15 protein-coding genes are annotated in these 22,791 nt (G+C 44.3%); 5 read left to right on the top strand and 10 right to left on the bottom strand.

Annotation, left to right across the window (positions count from 1 at the left end; translation table 11 throughout):
* Positions 1-194, bottom strand: a 194-nt coding sequence (locus RIG66_RS09635) for a hypothetical protein (RefSeq protein WP_446377450.1), incomplete at its 3' end; no start/stop codon positions are given.
* An 11-nt stretch (positions 195-205) separates the two neighbouring features.
* Positions 206-457: a UPF0175 family protein gene (locus RIG66_RS09630; RefSeq protein WP_446377452.1), complete on the bottom strand. Its 252-nt coding sequence runs from the start codon at positions 455-457 to the stop codon at positions 206-208.
* A 444-nt stretch (positions 458-901) separates the two neighbouring features.
* Between RIG66_RS09630 and RIG66_RS09625 the strand changes: the two genes are divergently transcribed.
* From RIG66_RS09625 to RIG66_RS09605, 5 genes are all read left to right on the top strand, one after another.
* On the top strand, positions 902-2,272 hold the full coding sequence (locus RIG66_RS09625; RefSeq protein WP_446377448.1) for a DNA cytosine methyltransferase: 1,371 nt from the start codon (positions 902-904) through the stop codon (positions 2,270-2,272).
* Between the two features lie 11 nt (positions 2,273-2,283).
* A complete protein-coding gene (locus tag RIG66_RS09620) occupies positions 2,284-2,682 on the top strand; it encodes a TdeIII family type II restriction endonuclease (RefSeq protein WP_446377446.1) in 399 nt (132 codons plus the stop codon).
* Positions 2,645-2,860, top strand: coding sequence for a TdeIII family type II restriction endonuclease (locus RIG66_RS09615; RefSeq protein WP_446377444.1), 216 nt, complete (start codon positions 2,645-2,647; stop codon positions 2,858-2,860). Before RIG66_RS09620 ends, RIG66_RS09615 begins: the two co-directional genes overlap by 38 nt.
* A gap of 268 nt (positions 2,861-3,128) precedes the next feature.
* Positions 3,129-4,106 (top strand): NAD(P)-dependent oxidoreductase, encoded by a 978-nt coding sequence (locus RIG66_RS09610; protein ID WP_446377442.1) that lies wholly within the window; start codon positions 3,129-3,131, stop codon positions 4,104-4,106.
* Positions 4,107-4,229: 123 nt separating this feature from the next.
* Positions 4,230-5,264, top strand: coding sequence for a methyltransferase (locus RIG66_RS09605; RefSeq protein ID WP_446340012.1), 1,035 nt, complete (start codon positions 4,230-4,232; stop codon positions 5,262-5,264).
* Positions 5,265-5,373: 109 nt separating this feature from the next.
* Here RIG66_RS09605 and RIG66_RS09600 read toward each other — a convergent pair whose 3' ends face one another.
* The 8 genes from RIG66_RS09600 to treS all read right to left on the bottom strand — a co-directional run bounded on the left by RIG66_RS09600 (position 5,374) and on the right by treS (position 22,738).
* Positions 5,374-9,459 (bottom strand): amino acid adenylation domain-containing protein, encoded by a 4,086-nt coding sequence (locus RIG66_RS09600; RefSeq protein WP_446377440.1) that lies wholly within the window; start codon positions 9,457-9,459, stop codon positions 5,374-5,376.
* Positions 9,460-9,524: 65 nt separating this feature from the next.
* Positions 9,525-10,925 (bottom strand): sodium/proline symporter, encoded by a 1,401-nt coding sequence (locus RIG66_RS09595; protein WP_446377438.1) that lies wholly within the window; start codon positions 10,923-10,925, stop codon positions 9,525-9,527.
* Between the two features lie 131 nt (positions 10,926-11,056).
* The gene (locus tag RIG66_RS09590; RefSeq protein WP_446377436.1) at positions 11,057-12,418 is read right to left on the bottom strand and encodes an ATP-grasp domain-containing protein; all 1,362 of its coding nucleotides are present in this window, start codon (positions 12,416-12,418) and stop codon (positions 11,057-11,059) included.
* Positions 12,419-12,617: 199 nt separating this feature from the next.
* The gene (locus tag RIG66_RS09585; protein WP_446377434.1) at positions 12,618-13,445 is read right to left on the bottom strand and encodes an O-methyltransferase; all 828 of its coding nucleotides are present in this window, start codon (positions 13,443-13,445) and stop codon (positions 12,618-12,620) included.
* 97 nt (positions 13,446-13,542) lie between these two features.
* Positions 13,543-14,904, bottom strand: a complete 1,362-nt coding sequence (locus RIG66_RS09580) for a sedoheptulose 7-phosphate cyclase (RefSeq protein ID WP_446377432.1) — start codon at positions 14,902-14,904, stop codon at positions 13,543-13,545.
* 1,169 nt (positions 14,905-16,073) lie between these two features.
* Entirely contained in the window at positions 16,074-16,988 is a 915-nt protein-coding gene (locus tag RIG66_RS09575; RefSeq protein WP_446377430.1) for an Rpn family recombination-promoting nuclease/putative transposase, read from the bottom strand.
* 349 nt (positions 16,989-17,337) lie between these two features.
* On the bottom strand, positions 17,338-19,053 hold the full coding sequence (locus tag RIG66_RS09570; RefSeq protein ID WP_446377428.1) for an alpha-glucosidase family protein: 1,716 nt from the start codon (positions 19,051-19,053) through the stop codon (positions 17,338-17,340).
* Positions 19,054-19,348: 295 nt separating this feature from the next.
* Positions 19,349-22,738 (bottom strand): maltose alpha-D-glucosyltransferase, encoded by a 3,390-nt coding sequence (gene treS / locus RIG66_RS09565; protein ID WP_446377426.1) that lies wholly within the window; start codon positions 22,736-22,738, stop codon positions 19,349-19,351.
* Positions 22,739-22,791: the final 53 nt, after the last annotated feature.

Raw genomic sequence — 22,791 nt, 5'->3', positions numbered from 1 at the left:
ATCATTGAATCGGGCGCAAGTCTTTGCGCCCCTACAGTTTCCGGGCGTAATTCTAATTCATCAAATAAGGTGTGCCACACCACTACTTTCTGTTTCTTATTAGTCGTCTTCAGACGACTTTCGCTATGAGCCTCGGAATTGATTCCGAGGCGGAGTAATTTGGTGGAGATAGAGTAGGGGTGATGTGTTGACAATGATTAGGGATTCAGGCATTGTTGACATCCTGCTCTAATTCTTCTGGGGTTAAAGAAAAGGGAGATACCTGATAACGCCCTAGTAACATCATAAATTCTACTCGTGAGATTCCGGCTAATTGAGCGGCTCGTCCGGATGAAAGTTTTCCCAGTTCAAAGAGTTTTACGGCGGCTAATAGCTGGAGTTCTCTAGCAATGGTTTCGGGTGTTTCTTTGAGACTGATTAATATTTCTTCGGGAATATCGAGTTGAATTGTACTCATGGTTGATATCTCCGTGGGGAATAGTATGGTCGTAGTTATTCCTAGGGTAGCTGATGGAGTATGAAGCCTAGCGATCGCGCTAGAGATTAATGGCATAGCTGGTTTGCTGGTGGATTGCCTATAATGACCTTCCACTTAAGTCCTGATTTTCAACCGATACCCCTCTCCAAATATTTTTATGCCATTCTAAATTTTAGATAATCAGAAAAATGGAGATAAATTTTTCCCGATTACGTTGTGCCAATATGAATCAAATTCTGAACCCTGACTAATGATAATCAATCCTACCCAACTGGATATCATAAGCGGATTGGGTCAAACGCGCGATTCCCTTCGGGATAGCTGCGCTTACCGCGTCCAGGTTGCAGTACGGGTAGAACTTATCTACAATAATTAAATGATCTCTATTCGGAGCGACCACTGACTACGATTAACCTCAATCCTATGAAATCTTTAGACCATGGCGAACAAATAGAATTATTTCAATCATTCAAACCTACTAATCTTATATTCTTTCAACCTAAATTTACTTTCGTAGACTTATTCGCCGGCATTGGTGGATTTAGAATTCCTCTAGAAGAGTTTGGTGGTAAATGTTTAGGTTACTCAGAGATAGACCAAGAAGCCATTAACGTCTACAAGAAAAACTTTATTAGTTATATAAATGCAGATGAACTATATTTAGGAGACATAACAGCGCTGCATAAGTTGCCGTTTGAGGTCGATATTTTGGTTGGTGGCGTCCCTTGCCAACCTTGGTCTATTGCGGGTAAATTACAAGGGTTAGATGATCCGAGAGGTAAGCTGTGGATTGATGTGTTTAGAGTCGTACAGGTGAACCAACCTAAAGGATTTATCCTGGAGAATGTTAAAGGGTTAACAGAACCCAGAAATAAACCCAGCTTGAACTACATTATTCAGAGTTTAACCCAATGTGGTTATCATGTTGATTTTGAAGTGCTTAACTCCTACGATTTTGGTTTGCCTCAAGATAGAGATCGAGTATTTATCGTCGGCATCAGAAATGATATAGAAAAGAGTAAAAGCTTTGAATTTCCTAAGCCTTTAGGTAAGTCGCTCAAGCTCTATGATGTCATTGATGGTATTGAACGTTGTCAGTTTACTAAAAAAAAGTTTCCTCCAGAGATTTTATTTGATGGAAAAATACCAGCCTCCAGAGGTAGATTTCAAAAAATAGATGAACTCAATGATTTTTTTGTTTTCGCGGATATCAGAGATGGACATACAACGATCCATTCTTGGGAATTAATAAAAACAACGACTAGAGAAAAATTAATCTGTAAAACGATTTTAAAGAATAGACGCAAGAAGATCTATGGTCCTAAGGATGGCAATCCCTTAAGCTTTGCGACATTAAGCCAGCTTGTTCCTGAACTGAAAATTGAGGAACTTGAAAAATTAGTCTCTAAAAAAATTATTCGTTATGTTGATCATAAAGGATATGAGTTTGTCAATTCAAAAATATCTTCAGGTATTAACGGTGTTTCTAAAATATTCTTACCTCATGCCGATGTAATCGCTACGTTAACGGCGACCGGAACAAGAGACTTTGTGGCAACCAAATCCCTGAAATGTCAAGAGCCTGAAGTTTATAAACAAACATTCATCAAAGAAATTTATAGAAAGAGAAAATTTAAGCGACTTACCGCGCAAGACTACGCCAGATTGCAAGGGTTTCCAGAGTGGTTTAAACTGGCGGCTAATCAAGCAACGGCTAAGTATCAACTGGGAAATGCTGTTTCAGTTCCTGTTGTTTATCATTTGGCGAAAGCTTTACTCAATGTTATTTTGTAGAAGGAATTTAAATGGCGGTTATTAATAACATAACTCGTTCAAAAATTAAAGGCTATTTAGAAGAATTTATCCAAGGGTTAGTCAATGAATATAAAGGTCGAGAAATCCTCAAACCTGATAGCGCATCGGAGTATTTATCACGCCGATCTGTTAAAGGAGAATTGAAACCCTTTCAAGCCGCACTGATTCCACCAAAATTAATTCGCATCAACCAGTTTGAACGCGGATTAAGTACCCGTTTGGGCAACTCTGTAGAAGAATGCGCTCGCATCATAGCTCAAGACTATTATCCAACGGTAAATCGAGGTTATGATATTACCGCACAGGTTAGTATTACTGCCTTTGCTGAAGCGGAACGCCAGAAGGAACATTATGAATCGGCTGCCAAGGGACGGTTCGACAAAAGCTGATTATAAATGGTCACAGGCTTTAAATTATCTACCGTTTGAGGAAACTGTAGTCATTGGACATGATTTTTGGTCAATCCTTGGCGGTGAAACGACATACGAAGAATTATTAGAGATTTATCTGGAAGTTGGACATGATAAAAGTAAGTCTATGCTGGATTCTTTGGCTTTTGAATTTTGATAGGAGGCAAAATAGAATTATTTTAATCGTTGAAACTTAGTCTATGGCAGATAAACTACAAGGGTTATAGGATACACTAAACAAACTAAATAAGCTTGTTAATCTTTATTCATATATTTTGTCTATCTATGCTAATATAGCAGTAGACACATTGATTAGGACGTTCGGCACCATTGTAGAGACGCGCCATGGCGCGTCTCTACATAAATGATGTGTCATAACTGCTATGGCGGTTGCTATATAAAAAACAAACTTAATTCATTACATTATGGTATCAACTGATAGCAACTCAGGAACTGAATCCCGCCCCAATTGTCCCACCATTGGCATCATTGGTTGCGGCAATATTGGAGGAAAACAAGCCGCTAATTTTCTCGCCCATGGTTACTCGGTTTATGTCTACGATGTCAATCAAGATTCCATGGTACAGTTGCAATCTCTAGGTGCAAAAGTTACTCAGAGTTGTGCCGAACTTGCAACCCGTTCAGAGATTATCTTTACTGCCTTACCAACTCCTGATGATGTAATCACAGCCGTACTAGAGGGTGAACAAAACCTGAGCCAAGGATTGCAACCAGGCAGTGTCTACGTGGATATTACCACCAATTCTCCCGAAACAGTTCTCAGAATTCATCACGCCATGGAAAAACTGGGAATTGAGATGTTAGATGCCCCCTTTAATGATTGCCCGGTAGGGACTCAAAGTCAGCAAGGCATGGGTTTAGCGATTCTGCCTAGCGGCTCACGGGAAACGTTTGAGCGAGTTGAACCCATCCTCCAATTAATGGCTGATCAGGTTATTTACTGTGGAGAAATTAGCACCGGAACTCGATGCAAACTGATCCACAATGCTGTAAATGCTATCACGGTTCAAGCGGTGAGTGAAGGAATTACCTTAGGTTTAGCTTCGGGAATCGACCTACAAACGATTTGGGATGTGCTACGTTTGGGATCGTTTGGTCAGAATCCTGGGGACATTCACGGCTTACCTCACTATTGGTTCTCACGACGCTGTGATGACTTATCTCAACACCCTGCCTTTACTGTAAAATTACTCCATAAAGATTTACGGCTGGCTCTGGCTCTGGCTAGTCAGCACGACGTTTGTGTTCCTCATTTAAGCTTAACCATCAAAGACTATGAAGAAGCTGAGCGACGCCAATGGTCTGACCATTCTACGACTAAAGTTTGCTGTCTGCAAGAAGAACGAGCGGGAGTAATTGCTCAAGGTTCTCCTCAGTTATGACTGTTCCCATCAAAAAATCAGCCTGAATTATAACCGAATTATTTCTGTCGGTGTACAGTTTCGGGAAATATTGGTATGATTGCGACTGGGTACTGAAAAGAGGAAAAATTTTGGAGATTAATTATGCTAGGAACGGCGTCTGAATCTAAGAAAAAAATTTACCAAATTATATATGGTTACTGGCAAAGTCAGTGCCTTTATGTAGCCACAAATTTAGGCATCCCCAACTTGTTGCAATCGGGAGCTAAAACTGTTGAGATAATAGCAGAAGAAACAGGAACAAAAGCAGAAAAGCTTTATGTTGTGCTGCGTGCTTTAGCTCATTTAGGCGTGTTTGCCGAAAAACCGGGGCGCGTTTTTGCCCCGACAGAGTTATCGGAACTTCTGATCACTGATGATTCTCCCTCTGTGGGTCATTTTTTAATGCACATTACAGAACCCAATATGTGGGATGCTTGGCGGGAATTAGAAAACAGCTTAAAGACAGGAAAAGTGCCTTTTGAATTGGCTAAAGGTCAAGATTTTTACAGTTCCTATATGACCGAGAATCCAGACAGCAAACGCCTGTTTAACAATGCCATGAGTTTTTTAACAAATGAAGCCGTGGAACCCTTATTTGAAGCTTATGATTTTGGTCGGTTTAAAACCGTGATGGATCTAGGCGGAAATCAAGGGACTTTAATTGCAAATATTGTCAAAAAGTTCGGCTGTAAAGGTATTTTATTTGACTTGCCCCATGAAGTAGAAACTGCTCCTAATAATCTTTTAAAATATGGAGTCAGCGATGCCGTACAAGTTATGGGTGGGAGTGCTTTAGAATCATTGCCAAAAGGTGCCGATGCGATCGTAATGAAGTATTTTCTATCGGTGTTTAGTAAGGAAGATTCAATTAAGGTCCTGACTAACTGTCGGGAAGCTCTCCCAGCAGATGGTAAAGTAATACTTCTACAAACTCTAGTTCCCTCTCTCGGCGCACCAGTAGAATATCCAGATGGAACGATACCCGGTTTGGCAGCCGTTCAGATGATGATTACAAATCCAGGAGGTTACTGGCGCACGGAACAAGAATATAAGGACTTGTTTAAAGCGAGTGGTTTTCAACTAGAACAAGTCGTTTATACGGGTACAAGTCTCACAGTTATGGAGTTTAGCCTCTAATAAAATAGTGGTATAATCGTACCTCAACCCAACCTACTTGCTGGACATTGATGAGTGATAGAGATACCGTAGGGTGGGCATTGCCCACCAGCATACCAGTCAGTGACATTCAGTTTAAGCAAGCAGCAAGACGTTCTGCTAAAACGCGCACATTTGGTTCCAGAATAAACGAATAATGATGTCCAGGAACCGGAATCACATCAATCTCCTGGGCGTCTAAAATAGCAAATAACTCCACCCAAACCAACTGAGGATCAGGGGCGTGTAAATGCTTCTCCTGCGCCCGAAAAACAGTGACTTTTCCCGGATAAGGCTGGCGTTTATAGGAATAAGTGGCTTTTAATGTTCCCACCAATACATCCAAAATCCGCCGATTTTGTGCCGAATTCCCTTCAGTGGGAAACACGCCAACCTGTTGCGCTTTGGCGAGAATGTAGTCGATTTGTTCGGGAACCGTTAATCCTTGTAATTCATCGGGGGAAACTAAGTTATCTTGACCAAACATACCCCCAAATACGCGGGAACACACGCCGACTAAGTAGTGATCATCAATTTTTTTGGCTTGATCCAATATAATCGGTACCCACGAGTCTAAAATAGCTAGCCGACTGACTTCTTCACCCTGTTTTTGTAACTGCTGGGCAATCTCATACGCCACAATTCCACCAAATGACCAACCGCCAATTTGATAAGGTCCTTCGGGTTGTACCTCTCGGATGGCTTTGACATAGAGATGTGCCATATCTTCCACCCGCGTTAACGCTTCTTCCCCTTGATTAAACCCTTGGGCTTGTAACCCATAAAATGGTTGGTCTGTACCGAGATAATCGGCTAATTTTAGATAACAGAGAACATTTCCGCCAGCAGGATGGACACAGAAAAATGGGGGTTTGCTTCCTTGAGTCTGAATCGGTACGATGGCAGAATAGGACTGAACCTCTGCATGGCTAATCACAGTGGCTAATTCGGCAATCGTGGCACTCATAAACAGGGTGGTTAACGGCAAGGTTTGACCAAACTGTTGCTGGATTTTTCCCATTAATTTCAGGGCTAATAGGGAATGACCACCCCGTTCAAAGAAGTTATCGTTGATGCCTATTTTGTCGATATCTAATAAGTCTGACCAAATTTTGGCTAATTGCTGTTCCAGATGATTCCGAGGGGCGATAAATGTGGTTTCGCCCCCAAAACTGGCGGGGTTAGGTGCAGGGAGGGCGCGACGATTGACTTTACCATTGGGGGTTAGCGGTAATGAGTCTAAGCTGACAAAAGCCGCCGGAATCATGTAATCAGGAAGGCTTTCTTTGAGGAAGTTACGTAAGATACCGGGACTGGGTTTTTCCTGAGTGGATACGAAATAGGCGACTAACTGTTTTCCTCCCGATTTTTCGGTTCTGGCAATGACGACAGCTTCCCGAATTTGAGGATATTCAGTCAAGGCATTTTCAATTTCGCCGAGTTCGATGCGAAAGCCACGAATTTTGACTTGATGGTCAATTCGACGTAGGTATTCTATAATGCCATCGGGACGATAACGGGCTAAATCTCCGGTTTTATACAATTTTGACCCATGGTGTGTCTGTCGGGGTGGGTTTTGAAAGGGGTTGGCAATGAATTTTTCTTGGGTTAATTCGGGACGATTCAAATAGCCTCTGGCGACTTGTACGCCGCCGATATGGATTTCACCGGGAACGCCAATGGGAACGGGGTGTAAATAGGGGTCAAGGATATAAATTTGGGTATTGGCGACTGGACGCCCGATGGGAACAATGCTTGAATTACTATTGCGTTGACATTGCCAATAGGTGACATCAATGGCGGCTTCGGTGGGACCATATAAGTTGTGGAGTTCGCAGTCTAACCGGGAGAAGAAACGGTTTTGCAGGTCAAGGGGTAAGGCTTCACCACTGCAAATCACCCGCTTTAGGGATTGACACCGATTGATGTCGGGTTCTTCTAGGAAAAGTTGCAGCATTGAGGGGACAAAGTGCAGTGTGGTAATCTGCTGCTGGGTGATTAGATTTACTAAATATCGACTATCTTGATGTCCGCCGGGTTTCGCTACGACTAAACTAGCCCCCGTCATTAATGTCCAGAAGAATTCCCAGACGGAAACATCGAAACTAAAGGGGGTTTTTTGGAGAACCGAATCTTCGGGTGTGAGGTGATAGGTTTGTTGCATCCATAGCAAACGGTTACAAATTCCCCGATGGGTGTTCATTGCGCCTTTGGGTTTACCCGTTGAACCGGAAGTATAAATCACGTAAGCTAGGTTTTCGGGTTGAACGGTGCTATCCGGATTATGGTTATTTTCTGTAGCAATATCGTCCCATTGAGTATCTAGGCAGATGATTTTAGCGGTGGATTTTGGTAAGTGTGGAACTAAGGGGTGTTGAGTGAGTAATACAGGCACCTGGGAATCTGCCAGCATGTAGGCAATCCGGTCAACGGGATAACTTGGATCAATGGGAACATAAGCACCCCCGGCTTTGAGAATTGCCAAAAGTCCCACAACTATTTCTAGGGAACGTTCGACACAAATTCCGACTAAGGATTCGGGTTTGACGCCTAATTTTTGTAGGTAATGGGCGAGTTGATTGGCACGGCTATTTAATTGGCGATAGGTTAATTTTTGATTGTCAAAGATGACAGCAATAGCATCGGGCGTTTTCTCGACTTGGGCTTCAATTAAGTGGTGCAGACAGCGAGATAAATCATAGTCGGTTTGGGTAGCATTCCAATCCTGTAAAATATGCTGTTGTTCAGTGTCACTCAGTACAGGTAAGGAACCCACGGGTTGATTGGGGGTGGTGATAATTGCTGTTAGTAAGTTTTGGTAATGCTGGATAATCTGGGATATTGTATCAGCGTCGAATAAATCGCTGTTGTATTGCAGCGAAACCAGCAAGGAATCGGTTAATTGAATAATCTCTAGGCTGATGTCAAACTCGACGCTATTCTGGGGGAGTTGAAAGTAGCTGACTTCCAGTGTACCGCATCGAGTTAGCTGATTATTTGCTGTTGCCTCAAAGAGTTGAGAAGTTGTTGGCAATGACTGCCAATTCTGGAAGGTAAATGAGGCTTGGCAAATTGGGGAATGACTCAAGTTCGAGGCGGCGGGTAATTCTTTGACTAATTGGGGAAAGGGATAGTCTTGATAATCTTTTGTTTCAGTCACCGTCTGATTTACTTGTCGGAGAACGTCGGTGAAGGTGTGATTGCCAGTAATCTCATCTCTAGTCACCACGATGTTACTGAAATCACCAATCGTTCTGGTAAATTCTGGTTTAATTCGGGGACTATTCAACATCCCGACAAGGATATCAGATTCTCCGGTATAACGGTAAAGTAATACTTTAAATGCGGACAGAAGAAGCGTATCCAGGGAGACGCCTGATTGCTGTGCTAGTTGGTTGAGGTTTTGGGTTATGTTGCGACCAAGTTTTAATTGAGACGCGGAACCGTTATAGGTGCGTAAGGGGGGACGAGTTGCACTTCCGGGTAAGTCTAATACAGGCAATTCTCCGGCTAGTTTGTTGTGCCAATAGGTTTTAAAGTGTTCGGATTGGGAAGGAGTTAAAGGATTGGTTGTTAGCTGTACCCAGTTTTGAACAGACTGATGCAGCTTACTTTTCATGGGATTGGAACCTCTCTCCAAACCTCTCTCCTGCAAGGAGAGAGGCTTTGAATTCTCTCCTTTAAACGGAATGGAATCGTTATAAATGGTTAAAATTTCATCGATTAATATCAGTAAAGATTCTTCGTCACTGGCTATTTTATGAACCGTGATTAACAGAATATGGTCGGCTTGGGAACGACTCAATAGTCTTACCCGTAATCCTGAATTATGTTCTAGGTTAAAGGGAACAGTTGTCATGTTTACCAGAGTTGTATTAAACTCATGATCGCTTTGGTTAGAGACATCGATCGCGTCAAAATCAACCTTGCCTGTATCGCGGATTTCCTGAGTCAATTGACCCTCGCGATCGCAGAATGTACTCCGTAGGCTGGGATGACGGTCAATTAATTGTTGAAATGCCCTAACTATGGCGTCTACATTAACCAGAGATTGAATCCGTAAAGCGATGGATCGTTTATCATCAAGTCCCTGAGAGGCTAACTGATACAGAAACCAATGTGTCTGCTGAATGGGGGATAGAGGAAAGGATTGAGTTTTGCTAAGTACTTGAGTCATTTTTTTAGATTAACGAAAAAGAACAAAGACTAAAAAACGATTGTTTAACGTTATTTTGACAATAGTTAACTACTTTCTTGGGCAATAAAAAACTGAGATACTAAATAAATAATACCTCCCGCCGCCATACCCGGAAGCACCTCGTAAATTATACCCGATAAATCCAGTCCCATCTTCCAGAACAACGCCGCGGCAATCCCCCCTACCATCATCGCGATCGCGGCTGGCGTGGTTACCGATTTTTGCCAAGCCCGTACTATCAGCAGTGGTCCCAAACCTGAGGCTAGAATTGACCAAGAGAACGTAATCAAGGCAAAGACATTGTTGTCCCCACTTAAAGCAATACTTAAGATAATTAACGTTACTGTTAACGTCCCTAACTTGGCATACTTATACGAATGCGCCAATCCCGGAAACAGGTCTTGAGTTAACGCCGCTGAACAGGATAAAATCTGGGAATCAGCCGTCGATATTGTAGCAGCAAATAGTCCAGCTAACATCACTCCAACTAAGATGGCGGGCAATAATTCTAGGGCTAAATAGGGCAGTGCCAATTCTGGATCACCATTGGTTAATAAATTTGGCAAAAGCACTCGCGCCGCCATCCCCACACCCATCGCGGCAAAGGAGTTCACTAAACCAAAAATCACTTGAATATTCCGGGCAAACCCAATTTTATTGGCTGAATTAATTGCCATTGCCCGAACTAAAATGTGGGGTTGACCCACCACACCAAATCCAGCGACAATCCAGCCAATTAAAAAGGGTAAAAGTCCCCACTCCAGATCCTGTGGACTTAAATTTACCAATCCTGGGTCAATGGCGGCAAGCTGTGTCCAGAATCCACTTAATCCGCCACAATTGGCAATCGCCACCACAAATAGTAGCACCAAGGAACCAATCATAATCGTGGCTTGCACTGTATCCGTCCAAATTGAAGCCCGAATCCCCCCAGAAAAACAGTAAATCACCACGACAATCGCGCCCACAATCACACCGACGGAATAGTTCCAATTAAACAACGCATGGAGTGCTTTGCCTCCTGCAACCAGTTGCGCCGCTGCATAAGAACCCAGAAACGCGATGGTAATTAAAGCCGAAATTGTAGTAATCCAGCGAATTTCTTTGGTTTCTTGACCCAGGAAACTAGACACCGTATCGGCAGAAATTTCTTCAGAAACCTGTCTTAATCGTTTAAACACTAATCCCCAAGCGATATAATCTCCTATCGCCCAGCCAATGGTTAGCCAAATTGCCGATATTCCAATCTGATAAGCAAAGCCAACTTGACCGATAAATAGAAAGCCACTTTGACCCGTCGCCATCGCTGAAAAGGCAGTTAGCCAGGGATTAACATTACGGCTGGCAAGGAGGTAATCAGTTGTTGTATTTTGCTTTTTGGTTGCCGAATAAATGCCGACGCCGGTAAACAACAAAAGAAATACAATAAAGGTAGTTGCAATCATTTTGATTAGTGATTGGTGATTGGTTTTGTCAGGGTGGGTTTGACGATTCTCACCCCGATGTAACTAAACCCGTGTCCCTGTAGAGACGTTGCATGCCCTGTAGAGACGTTGCATGCAACGTCTCTACAGGATTAATCTCCCCCCAATTCCACTAACTTACCAATATTAAAATCAATCCTGATCCAGCCCTGCATCCGGCGCAAATTATCTAGCAACAATAAAGTAATTTGCCAATGGTGTACTATCAAAAACGGTAGTGGATCATTGACTTGAAAAATGGCATCTTTCCCGCCAAACACTGTCTGAAGCCAGCGCCGGATATCCCCAAACGAGCGAATCTCATTTAACCGCCAAATTTCGTGATATAACCAATAGGTTGACTTACTCTCCGGTAATGGCTGCAAGGGTTCAGGGAAAGGTGTTTCACCCAAATAGGCTTCCGCCACGCCGGGATGGTTATAAAACATGGTAATCGCCGAATGCGTGCGCGGATTACACTCGATCGCGTAAACCGTTCCATCCTCTGCCTTGATAAAATCAAAGGAGGCTTGTCCCGTCAAATTCAATCCCTGGACAAACCGACTCACCCACTGCAAAATATCTGATTGATCAACATTTTCATAATTCACTTGAAACGCCGACGATTCACAGCAGCAGTGTAGTCGTAATTCCCCATTCCGCACCGTACTATGAGTACAGTATTCTTTCCCTGGAATAAACTCCTGCATAATCCAAGGTTTCTCCTCACTGATGGGCAAACTGTTGACAAATGCAGCAGTTTCTGCTGGAGTCTCGCAGGGGAGTTTCGTTAAGTTTAAACGCCGCACCGAGTCGTAGGGAATGCTTTTCAGGATATATTTGCGTTTCTCTTGGGAAAAGTCAAAATCAATCACCTGTTGCGGATCATTAATTTTGAAGGATTTGGGTACAGATAAGCCAAATTCTCGTGCTTTTTCGGCAAACGCAAACTTATCATCCAGCAGTTGGGTGACATCTGGATCGAAGTGGAATACTTCACAACACCCCGATAATACAGGCTTAGCTAGAGAATCATAATAACTGGCGACGGGACTACAGACGGGAACATAAACATCCACATTTTCCTGTTTCGCGATCGCGAGTAACCCTTCCATGTAACCATCGGGATCTTTGTTGGGCGCAGGAACGGTATAAAACCGATCAACCGCCCGCGAAAATCGATGTCCCACCAACCAATATTTATGGGTTTCCACTAAAATAACCCGATGTCCATCGGCGTAAAATGACCGCGCTAGTTGCAAGGATTTGGTCATTTTCCCCCCAGTAAGCATAATCGTTTTCGGATTGGGGTTAGCCACTTTGGGTTTCTGGAAAGGGCGGGTGAGACTATCCCACACCAGCGCCACGACGACAACGGTTAAATTGAATGGAAACGCGATCGCGAGTAAGGTTAATGTTCCCAGGTTTTGCAGTATGGCGATAAGACGCGCTTTTAGGCTTTGGGATTTCTCCATAGTATTTACCTGAAGTAATCATGATGAACCCGTTTTAACGGGTTTTAGCTTTTAGCCCGAACTTTAGTTCAGGGCTTTAGTTCAGGGCTTTAGTCGGTGCATTCATGTTGAGTCGGGGCGGGTGTAGGGTGCGTTAGCGAAGCGTAACGCACCATTTCCAACGATAATAGTGAAACCCGCCCCTACCGATTGTTAAGGTTTAAACCCGTCGAATTAGGGTCAAACCATCACGCAAAGGTAAGACAACCTGTTCCACCCTGGAATCATCCGTAACCACCTGATTAAAATTGGCGATCGCGTCTCCATTCGGTGTCCGTTCTTCGGGTGCTAAATAAACCTGTCCTTGCAACAAGGTATTATCCACACAAATTAACCCATCTGGTGCTAATAATTGAGTATCTAGGAGCGTATGATAATAATCCACATACTCCTGCTTATCTGCATCAATAAATACCAAATCAAACGACTCTCCCGCTTCCGCTAATTGACGCAGTGTCTCTAAAGCTGGGGCGACTTTTACAGTAATTTTGCCACCATGAGGTGAGGCTTGGAAACAGGTTTGGGCAAAACTTGCCACATACTCATCCACCTCACAAGCAATCACTGATCCATCCTCAGGTAATCCTTCCGCCATGGCTAAAGCAGAATAGCCTGTGAACATACCAATTTCTAGAACCCGTTTCGCCCCAGTCATCTTGACAAACATCTTCAAGGTTTGTCCTTCCACATGTCCAGATAACATCTCCTGTTCTAACTGGCGCACTGTCTCGCCATCGGAGAATAGTCTACTCCAATCTTCAGTACAAGTTTTCTCAACTAAGGCGGTTAAGGCGGGAGAATCTGGCGTTGTATTTTGATTCAGGTACGGTTCAAGTTTAGCCGCGAGTTGATAGGCTTTTTGCAGAGAACTCGCCAATTGCGGATGTTGCGCCTCGTCTACTAATTCCAGGGTTTGTTCAAGCTGTTCGACTAGAATTCCCAGGGGAGTAACCGGACGTGCGATCGCTTCTTTTGTTACAGTTTGCATGATTTTTTTCCTTAATGATGATGATGTGGCAATTTGTACCAGAGGTTGCAGGGTAGAGACGTTGCATGCAACGTCTCTACATTGGGGGATAGAATTATTATTCCAAACCCAAATCCTTGAGATACATTTCTACGCCAGCACCACCATCGGGTAAGGTTGCACAAACAGCTTTATGATCCGCTACAGCCGCCTCCAGTAAATCCGGTGGTACCTCTTGGGCATAATCACAGACACCGATACCACAGGGTAGAGGTGCCCACAGTCCGCCATCTCCCCGTTTGCGCCGCATATTTTGCTGACCCGCAATCATCAGATCAATGTCTTCAAGGATAGGATGATAGACACTCAACCCCAGAGAACGAATCAGTGCAATAATGCGATCGCGTTCTGTGGGTTGCAACCAGCCTAATTTCGTCGCTAAACTGGCGCCATACGCCATTCCTACCGCTACCGCATGACCATGCATTAACTTAGCGGCGGGTTCATAACGAGGACTCCATGTGTGACCATAAGCATGGGGTCGATCCTGATACGTCTCGAACATATTCGTCCCCTCATATTTCATATAGGAGAACAATGCCCGATAAATCACTTCATCAGCAACCTTGGCTAATTCCTCATCATTCCCTAACGTTGCGAAGTGAGTTTCTACCAAGCGCGAACCATACTCTTCCAGCAGTTCAAACAAAACCTTGTCATCCGTCACCGCCATCTTAATAATTTCCGCCATCCCATTCCGGATATGACCCGTGGCGAGGGTGCGGAAAAAAGTGCGATCGACTAAGGTTAGTACGGGTGGATGATACGCCCCAATACTATTCTTAAATTGTTTGCCATTGGTACAAGTACGCGGACTCGGACCCGCGTCAATCGCCGCGACTATCGTTGTCCCCACCATAATATAAGGCGTGCGACGGTGTTGTAAGGCACAGGCTAATCCCGCCACATCACTGAGAACCCCCCCACCAATCACCAATACAGGTTCATTGCGAGAGACATCACAGCCGTCTTTTCCTAAAAATTCCAGCAGGCGATGCACCGTTTCCGGGGTTTTATCCGCTTCCCAAGCGCGACAGACATTCATTTGCAGGGGGATTTCATGGGTGTCAAAATACTGACGCACCGATTCCCCGTACAAACGATCTACCGTTTGGTCGATGATGGCGACACAGCGACCCCGACTATTATAGATTTCCGCTAGGGTTGGGTTAGAGGGGTCGAAAATTCCCTGAATTAACTTGACTTGCGCTTTTAGGGTAAAGGTTGCAGTGACTTCAAACGAGCGACTATCATTCCCCGGAACGATTTCTCCAGACCCAGTGTACCACTCCGAGGTGCGATACTTGGCTCCATGTTCGACTCCAATATTGTTAGCGTCTCGGCTTGGCAATGAGTCAATTAAATCTTCCCGGATTGTCTCCGTTAATCCGGCTTTAGGAAAGGTTGTTTGTGGAGTCATTGTCGTTTATTTTCTCCTGTACTTATGACATGAAAAGGTGTTGTAGCGTTCTGAAATTATTGGCAGCGAAAATTAACTTGATGCCGGGGGAAACACTGTTGTAAAAATTGGCAAGTCACACCAGAGAAGCCGCCTAGACAAGCATTGAATGGCACTGATTTAAGGGAGGGGAGTAAGCACAAAGCGATTCTAGAGCGATCACAGGCTTACCGACAAACACTTAATTTAGCACTATTCTGTTTAAGGCTTCTCTCAAATTGACCCAAAACACAGGAGTTCTGGTTGATTCAATTACTCTCAACCCAGTAAGTCATCAGGGTTAATCCTGATTGACGATATTTTTCCAATGGTGTTATTGAATTTTGGAAAAAAGGACAGAAAACCACTATCTAAATTGCTAACCTGAAAGCGTTGGCATCAAGGGAGTACAATAAGTAGACGACTCACCTTGACTCACTTGCCAGATAATCTGGACAAGCAACTCTAGTCTTCCATTAGCGGGTTTTGGGTTAAATACTTTTTGTCAAAATGCCCGTTGGCAAAACGGTGAACCAATTGATTTTGTCAAAGGGTCTTACTTACAAAGCAAACTTGGCTTGCCACCGATCTTACGCCTCACTAGCGCCGTTGTTGCCAACCAATAGTCTGTTTGATCGGTAGGCTTCCATTTTAAATTACACCCGTGATTAATTTGCTGATCAGGGTTCAGCGGTTTGGTGGTATGATCCATCCTTATTACTATCCTAAATTTTTCATCAATCATCAGTGTGTTACTGATGAATTCACCAATAATCAATCTGCCCGTTCAGACAAAACAGTTTGGCTAAAGGAAATTATTTCTGACCAGAAACAATTTTCGGCAGGTAAGGGAAGTCGCCCTCGTTTCAAGATTTAATACACGTTTGCTAGTGTAACGCTTTACGTTTCTTACTCTTTCTGTTATTGTATAAGTTTATCGTTTAACAAAAATCAATAAACAAAGCTTATTAAATGGATGTAAAAAAAATAAATTAAGTCATATTTGTCAATAAGTAAAAATACTGATGATGCCCAAAACGGGACATTAATCAACGGGAAAATGACTGTCAATAATTGATTATTTCCCTTCAGGTTCTTAGCCTGTAGCGGTTGATTGATAAAAATTGAGTAATAAAAGATCAAAGGGTTGATCAGCGCGATCGCTCTTCCAGCCAATGTTCCAAATCTGCCAAACTGTTAAAGTCTAAAAAATCTTCTCCTAAACGTTCCAACTCTTCAATCGATAACGCTTCAACTTGGCTAGTTATCGCGATATTAATCTCACCAAAACGCTTTTTGAGTTGACGCAGGATTAACGCGATCGCTTCCGTGAGTTTTCCTTCTTCTTTGCCTTCTTCTTTGGCATAAGTTATCCGCCCTTTCTCATCTTGTAACATTATCCCTCGGCGATCAACCACGTCTAACTCTTCTACCGTCATTTTGGCTTGGTTGGCAATATTTAAAGCCAGTTCTATCTCACGGACTTCTCCTAAATTATCGGGTATGGCATCTAAGGTGGCAGCTTCTTTAATAAAATAAATCCATTTATCGCTTAAACTATTTAATTCTGACAGGGTTTTCTTAAATTTCGGCAATTCTATAAAAATGAGTTGCAATTCGGTATCGGGATAAGCAAATTTTTTCGTTTTTTCCTGAAAGATAAATTGATTGATTACATCAGGAGTCTGGTTAAACAGGATAAAATCGGTGATAGTGACAGCAATCACCGGGGTAAGACTGAGATAGTCTTCTCCGATACCTAACTGATTGGTGTAAGCTTTGCTTAAATTATAAACAACTCGTTTACTAAAAGCACTTACCCGCGCTATTTGCATTTCAATAACGACAATAGACCCATCATACAAAACCGCTTTTATATCTAAATACGTGTCTTTTAAGGTCATTGGCTGACCAGGATTATAGGGATTAATAATTGTCAAGGATTGAATAATCTTCTCGCCCCCATAAATTATCGCATTGAGAAAACTGATTAAAATATCCTTGCTTTGTTCAGAACCAAATATTTTTTTAAAGGCATAATCGACCTTGGGACTGATAAATTTCATACTTCCCCCATTTGAGCCTAAATATATTTAAGATGGTTTGATTTTACCACAAATATAACCCTACTTTTCAGGGTATGTGGTACAAAGAAGGCAGGCAAGTAGTCATTCGTCATTTGTCATTCGTCATTTGTAAGGGTTTAAGGACTATTTAAAAACCCTCAACAGAGGGGTCGAAACCATTGCCCATGACACACCGAGCGTGTTACCGAGCGTGTTACTGAGCGAAGCGTTCGACTGAACTTCGACAGGCTCAGGGGTCCGCGCTCACGCCGAAGTCCGAGGTGTTGCCTATTCCCTATGCCCTCTACCAACCACAAAACTCATTCAGTAGACCCTACTTAATAAAGGCTTAGACGACTTTCGATATCGTAGCGAAGAATACCCCATAAGCCGACATTTCTAACCGATTACCATCAGGTTTAACCGTAAACTCCAACGCCTCAACCGCCACACAATCCGGGTAAAGCGACAAATCAAACTGAACCGATGTCGCACTTAAATTAAACAGACATAAAAGATGCTGTTCGGCACAACTCCGGATAAACCCCAACACAGGTTCTGCTGTCTCTAAAAGAATCAAATTCCCCCGAGTCAAAGCCAACTGCTGTTTCCGCCAATGCAGAAAACGGCGATAATGATTCAATAGCGACTTGGGTTGTTTGTCTTGTTGGTCAACCGCCAAAAGACGATGGTCATCGGGAATCGGTAACCAAGGTTCTACCGCAGTCGTAAACCCCGCCTGATGCGCCTCAGCTTGCCAAGGAATCGGGGTACGAGAACCATCTCTCCCTTTCATCACTGGATACCCCGCAATTCCCAAAGGATCTTGCATTTTCTCATAGGGAACCTCGGCTTGGGGAAGTCCTAATTCATCCCCTTGATACAGACAACAACTCCCTGGTAAAGACAGAATCAGCGCCGGAATCAGACGGGCAAACGCTTCCTGGATACTCGGTTCATCGGGTAAAAACTGACCCCAACGGGATTTAACACGAGGGTAATCGTGAGTGCCAACTGTCCAGCATATTACGCTACCTTGAAATAAGCTGTTGACCCGTTCCAATAGAGGGCGCATCCAGGAATAACTTAATGGCTTTTCACCCAAAAGTGTTGAATTATACGCCATCTGGAGACGTTTATCTCCACTCACATACTCACTCGCACTTAATAGGGAATCTTCCGCATTAGCAATTTCGGCTAACGTGGTTGTTCCCGGATAGCGGTTCATTAACTGGCGAATTGATTCCAATACGGTTAGGGTTTCCGGGCGACATAAATTATAAAGATTAATATACTCAAATAGCGGATCATTGGGATGAGCGCCATCCGGTCGATTCATTCCTGGAGAACGTAATGGATTATCTCGCAATTGACGGTCATGCATCAAGAAGTTAATCACATCCAGACGGAACCCATCCACGCCTAACTCCAGCCAAAATTGAGCCACCTCTAGAATCGCTTGCACCACCTCTGGGTTATACCAATTTAAATCCGGTTGCTCGGCTAAAAAGTTATGCAAATAATACTGTTGACGCTGGGGTTCCCATGTCCAAGCACTACCCCCCATCGCCGACAGCCAATTATTCGGTGGCGTACCATCGGGTTTAGCGTCTACCCACACATACCAATCGGCTTTTGGATTATCCCGACGGCGGCGACTTTCCTGAAACCAGGGATGTTCATGGGAGGTATGACTCCATACCTGATCAATCAGTATCTTTAAGCCGCGACGATGGGCTTGATGGAGTAGCTGTTGGAAGTTCGATAATGTACCAAACTGAGGCGCGATCGCACAATAGTCAGAAATATCATAACCCCCGTCTTTCATCGGGGAGGGGAAAAACGGGGAAATCCAAACCGCATCAACTCCCAGAGAGGCGATGTAATCCAGCTTTTGGACTACTCCCGGCAAATCTCCCCCCCCATCTCCATCACTATCCTGGAAGCTGCGGAGGTAAACCTGATAAATAACGGCGTGACGCCACCATTCTTGAGTCGTCATACCACTAAGATTGCCGATCCAGGTGATGAAGACGTTGGACTCGGATTTGATGATAATATGCACTGCGGATCATCAAGCGTAGACCAAAAATAGGCGAACTCGAGAATCCCAACAGCGATCAGCACAATACCTACCCGTGTCAAAATTTGTCTTTTGTCATTTGTCATTCGTCATTCGTCATTTGTTGAAGATGACTTGCACTCTAATCAGGGCGGGTTTAGTGATATCAGGGTGAAAACTAAACGTTAATAATAAAACCCGCCCCTACACACAGGGCGGATTTTGCTGCCAAGCTAGGGAGAATAACCAATATTAGTCCCTCATCCCATCACCCCATCTCCCCATTACCCTTATCTCTCTACCTCATCGGTGGCGTCTGGAAATTCATCTGTTCCCCACCAGACATTGGCACCGACTCCAGCAACTGGAGAATGCGCTGTAAGGGAATATCTACCCACTTCGGTCGATTATTGAGTTCATAGCCTAACTCATAAATCGATTTCTCAAACAGATAAGCATCCAACAGCACCTGTAACTCCTGAGTCGTTTGGGGAATAAACGAATGACCTGCACTTGTAGCCAGATAGGTTTTCAGGAACGTATCACTCACCCAGGAATACCAGAACCCAGTCCATTGTTCCATCACCGAGAGATTATCCGGGCGGATCATACCACTGTCCATTTCATTGCGTAAGCCCAGCGCCACCGCATAGTGGAATGATTGCAGCATTCCCGCCACATCCCGTAGGGGCGATCGCTTCATCCGCCGTTCACTCAGAGGACGGGCGGGTTCTCCCTCAAAGTCAATGATAATTAAGTCTTTCCCCGTATATAAGACTTGTCCTAAATGGAAATCACCATGACAACGGGTACGCATCGACGTAATTTGCAGATTGATTAAGGCTTTAAAGCGTCCTAAAATCTGCTCTTGGCGGTTGAGAATGGTTTGGGCTAAGGGCTGAGTTTCCTCCGGTAATACCTCGATCCGTTTTTTCAGTAGCAGTAAAACCTGACCCGTCAGGTTCCGCATATACTGATACACAGACCGTTGATAGAACGAGGTAAACGGTTCTGGGGCAAAGTTAGGATTCTCCGCATCCGAGGACAAAGCAATATGCAATTGAGCCGTGCGCTTTGCCAACAGTTGCGTCGTATCCAAATAGGGAACAATCAGATCGTAGCCAAAGGGCGGATCAGTTCGATCTAGCGACTCGACAGCCGAGGGTAAGAGGAGTTCCATCTCCTGTAAATCTGATCCGGGCAATACCATCACTTGCTCAAAATAGCCGCGCAGGGAATCTAAGGTATAAGACCAAGCATTGGTGGTATTGGGAACAAATGCTTGCAAAGCACCGATGGTGATCGTATCTGAGTTGGAAACGCGATACTCCAGCGCCCCAGCCACGGGAACAAAATGTTCGGTGACATGTTTATCGGTGAGGAAACGCCCAATTTCTAAGTCTGGGTTAATTCCTTCTTCAACCTTACGGAATAGCTTTAAGATAAAGCGATCGCCATACACGATTGAAGTATTACTTTGTTCGCCTCTGAGCAGATGCGGTTCCAGGTGAGTCGCCTCCTGCATCAGTTCAGCCAGGGCGTCTGTTGCTGTAGCCACTAAGGTTCCCGCCTTTCCTTTATAGCGATGCTTGTGACGCACGGCATCTAAGGGGAAGGCTAAAAAGTCCGGTTCAGCTACCGCATCGAATAATAAGCCTACCTCTTCGGGTCCCTCAACCTGGAGATAGGCAATAACCTGATGAGCCTGAATGTTCGACCCATCGCCACCCAGTTCCGTTCCTGGTGCGTAAGCTAAGGGCAGAATGTAGGTTTCTGGGATACCCTCAGTGTATTCGAGTTTGATAAAAATCAACTCAGCCTCGGTTTCTTTATAGGAGACGGGAATCACTTCCACAATCTCTGCCGATTGCACCGTTCTCGCCTTACCCCCAAACCAGCGACAAGTATAGAGGTAATTGGGCAAAATCGACTCCAAGGTGGTCTTTAAAATCGGTTGAGAAAACACCGTTTGCCATTTGCCACTCACCCTCAGCGTCGGCGGTTGAACTTGGGAACTGGGAGTTTCCGCTAGAGTGTCTTGCAACTGGAGGGTAAACCAGTAGAAGCTATGGGGGCTAAGGCTGAGGAAATAGGATGAAGAACCAATCGCTGGGAATTGGGTACGTCCAAAAATCTCCACGGGTACCATCCCTTGGAATGCCGAGAGATCCAATTCCACCGTTTGCACAAATCGCGACAAGTTGGCAACCACTAAAATATGTTCCCCGGCATAAGTGCGGGTAAATGCCAAAACCTTACGGTTATCGGGATGGAGAAACTCAAACGTTCCTCGCCCAAACGCTTGGAAACGCTGGCGGGTGGCAATTAACCGCTTCATCCACCACCACAGGGAATTGGGATTCCCCTGCTGCGCTTCTACATTAATCGCTTCATAATGATATTCTGGGTCAACAATCGGCGGGGCGTAAAGTCGTTGCGGATTCGTGCGCGAGAAGCCAGCATTGCGGTCAGCACTCCATTGCATCGGTGTGCGTACCCCGTTGCGATCGCCCAGATAAATATTATCGCCCATACCAATCTCATCCCCATAGTAAATGACGGGGGTACCGGGGAGAGACAGCAGCAACCCATTCATCAATTGAATTTGGTCGCGATTATTCCCCATCAGTGGTGCGAGGCGGCGACGAATCCCTAAATTGAGTCGTGCCTGCGGGTCTTCTGCATACACTTTATACATGTAGTCCCGGTCTTCATCGCTGACCATTTCCAGAGTCAGTTCGTCATGATTCCGCAGGAACAATGCCCACTGACAGTTATTGGGAATTTGCGGCGTCTGGTTGAGAATATCAATGATGGGGAAATTATCCTCCATCTTCAATGACATAAACAGGCGCGGCATTAGGGGAAAATGGAAATTCATGTGGCACTCATCCCCCTGCCCATAATACTCCGCCGCATCTTCGGGCCACTGATTCGCCTCAGCCAACAGCATCCGATTGGGGAACTTGGCGTCAACATGGGCGCGTAACTGTTTCAAGAACGCATGGGTAGCGGGTAAATTCTCACAGTTTGTGTCTTCTTGTTCATACAAATAAGGCACGGCGTCCATCCGCAGTCCATCCACGCCCATTGCCAACCATAAATCCACAACCTCTAAAACGGCTTTAGCCACTTCCGGATTTTCGTAATTGAGGTCAGGTTGATGGGAATAGAAGCGATGCCAATAATACGCTTTAGCCACCGGGTCCCACGCCCAGTTAGAATGTTCAAAATCCTGGAAAATAATCCGGGCATCTTTATATTTTTCCGGGTTCTCACTCCAGACATAAAAATCCCGTTCACTACTGCCTTTCGGGGCTTTGCGAGCGCGTTGAAACCAGGGGTGCTGATCCGAGGTATGGTTAACAATTAACTCAATAATTACCCGAATCCCCCGTTGATGCGCCGCATCTAACAGCTCTTTGAGATCTTCGATTGTGCCAAAAATAGGATTGATTTTTTTATATTCGGCAATATCGTAGCCATCATCTTTAAGCGGAGAGGGGAAAAAGGGTAATGTCCAGATTGCAGTGACCCCTAAATCCCGTAAATAATCCAGCTTCGATGTCAATCCGCGCAAGTCACCAACTCCATCGCCATTGCTATCGGCAAAGGCACGAATCGGCACTTCATAGATGATGGCATCTTTAAACCATAACGGATCATCTTTTAAGATTGAGTTAAGCATTGGTTCTTTGGTAGTTCTCCCTGGTTGATTCGTCATTATTCGTCATTTGTCAG

It is taken from the genome of Coleofasciculus sp. E2-BRE-01, from assembly GCF_040221695.1.
GTDB lineage: Bacteria > Cyanobacteriota > Cyanobacteriia > Cyanobacteriales > Coleofasciculaceae > Coleofasciculus.
This window is presented reverse-complemented; position numbering and strand designations above follow the sequence as displayed.

What these genes read in the sequence shown, in the direction of transcription:
- RIG66_RS09630 (WP_446377452.1), bottom strand. Translation starts at nt 457, where the DNA reads ATGAGTACAATTCAACTCGATATTCCCGAAGAAATATTAATCAGTCTC.
- RIG66_RS09625 (WP_446377448.1), top strand. Translation starts at nt 902, where the DNA reads ATGAAATCTTTAGACCATGGCGAACAAATAGAATTATTTCAATCATTC.
- RIG66_RS09620 (WP_446377446.1), top strand. Translation starts at nt 2,284, where the DNA reads ATGGCGGTTATTAATAACATAACTCGTTCAAAAATTAAAGGCTATTTA.
- RIG66_RS09615 (WP_446377444.1), top strand. Translation starts at nt 2,645, where the DNA reads ATGAATCGGCTGCCAAGGGACGGTTCGACAAAAGCTGATTATAAATGG.
- RIG66_RS09610 (WP_446377442.1), top strand. Translation starts at nt 3,129, where the DNA reads ATGGTATCAACTGATAGCAACTCAGGAACTGAATCCCGCCCCAATTGT.
- RIG66_RS09605 (WP_446340012.1), top strand. Translation starts at nt 4,230, where the DNA reads ATGCTAGGAACGGCGTCTGAATCTAAGAAAAAAATTTACCAAATTATA.
- RIG66_RS09600 (WP_446377440.1), bottom strand. Translation starts at nt 9,459, where the DNA reads ATGACTCAAGTACTTAGCAAAACTCAATCCTTTCCTCTATCCCCCATT.
- RIG66_RS09595 (WP_446377438.1), bottom strand. Translation starts at nt 10,925, where the DNA reads ATGATTGCAACTACCTTTATTGTATTTCTTTTGTTGTTTACCGGCGTC.
- RIG66_RS09590 (WP_446377436.1), bottom strand. Translation starts at nt 12,418, where the DNA reads ATGGAGAAATCCCAAAGCCTAAAAGCGCGTCTTATCGCCATACTGCAA.
- RIG66_RS09585 (WP_446377434.1), bottom strand. Translation starts at nt 13,445, where the DNA reads ATGCAAACTGTAACAAAAGAAGCGATCGCACGTCCGGTTACTCCCCTG.
- RIG66_RS09580 (WP_446377432.1), bottom strand. Translation starts at nt 14,904, where the DNA reads ATGACTCCACAAACAACCTTTCCTAAAGCCGGATTAACGGAGACAATC.
- RIG66_RS09575 (WP_446377430.1), bottom strand. Translation starts at nt 16,988, where the DNA reads ATGAAATTTATCAGTCCCAAGGTCGATTATGCCTTTAAAAAAATATTT.
- treS (WP_446377426.1), bottom strand. Translation starts at nt 22,738, where the DNA reads ATGCTTAACTCAATCTTAAAAGATGATCCGTTATGGTTTAAAGATGCC.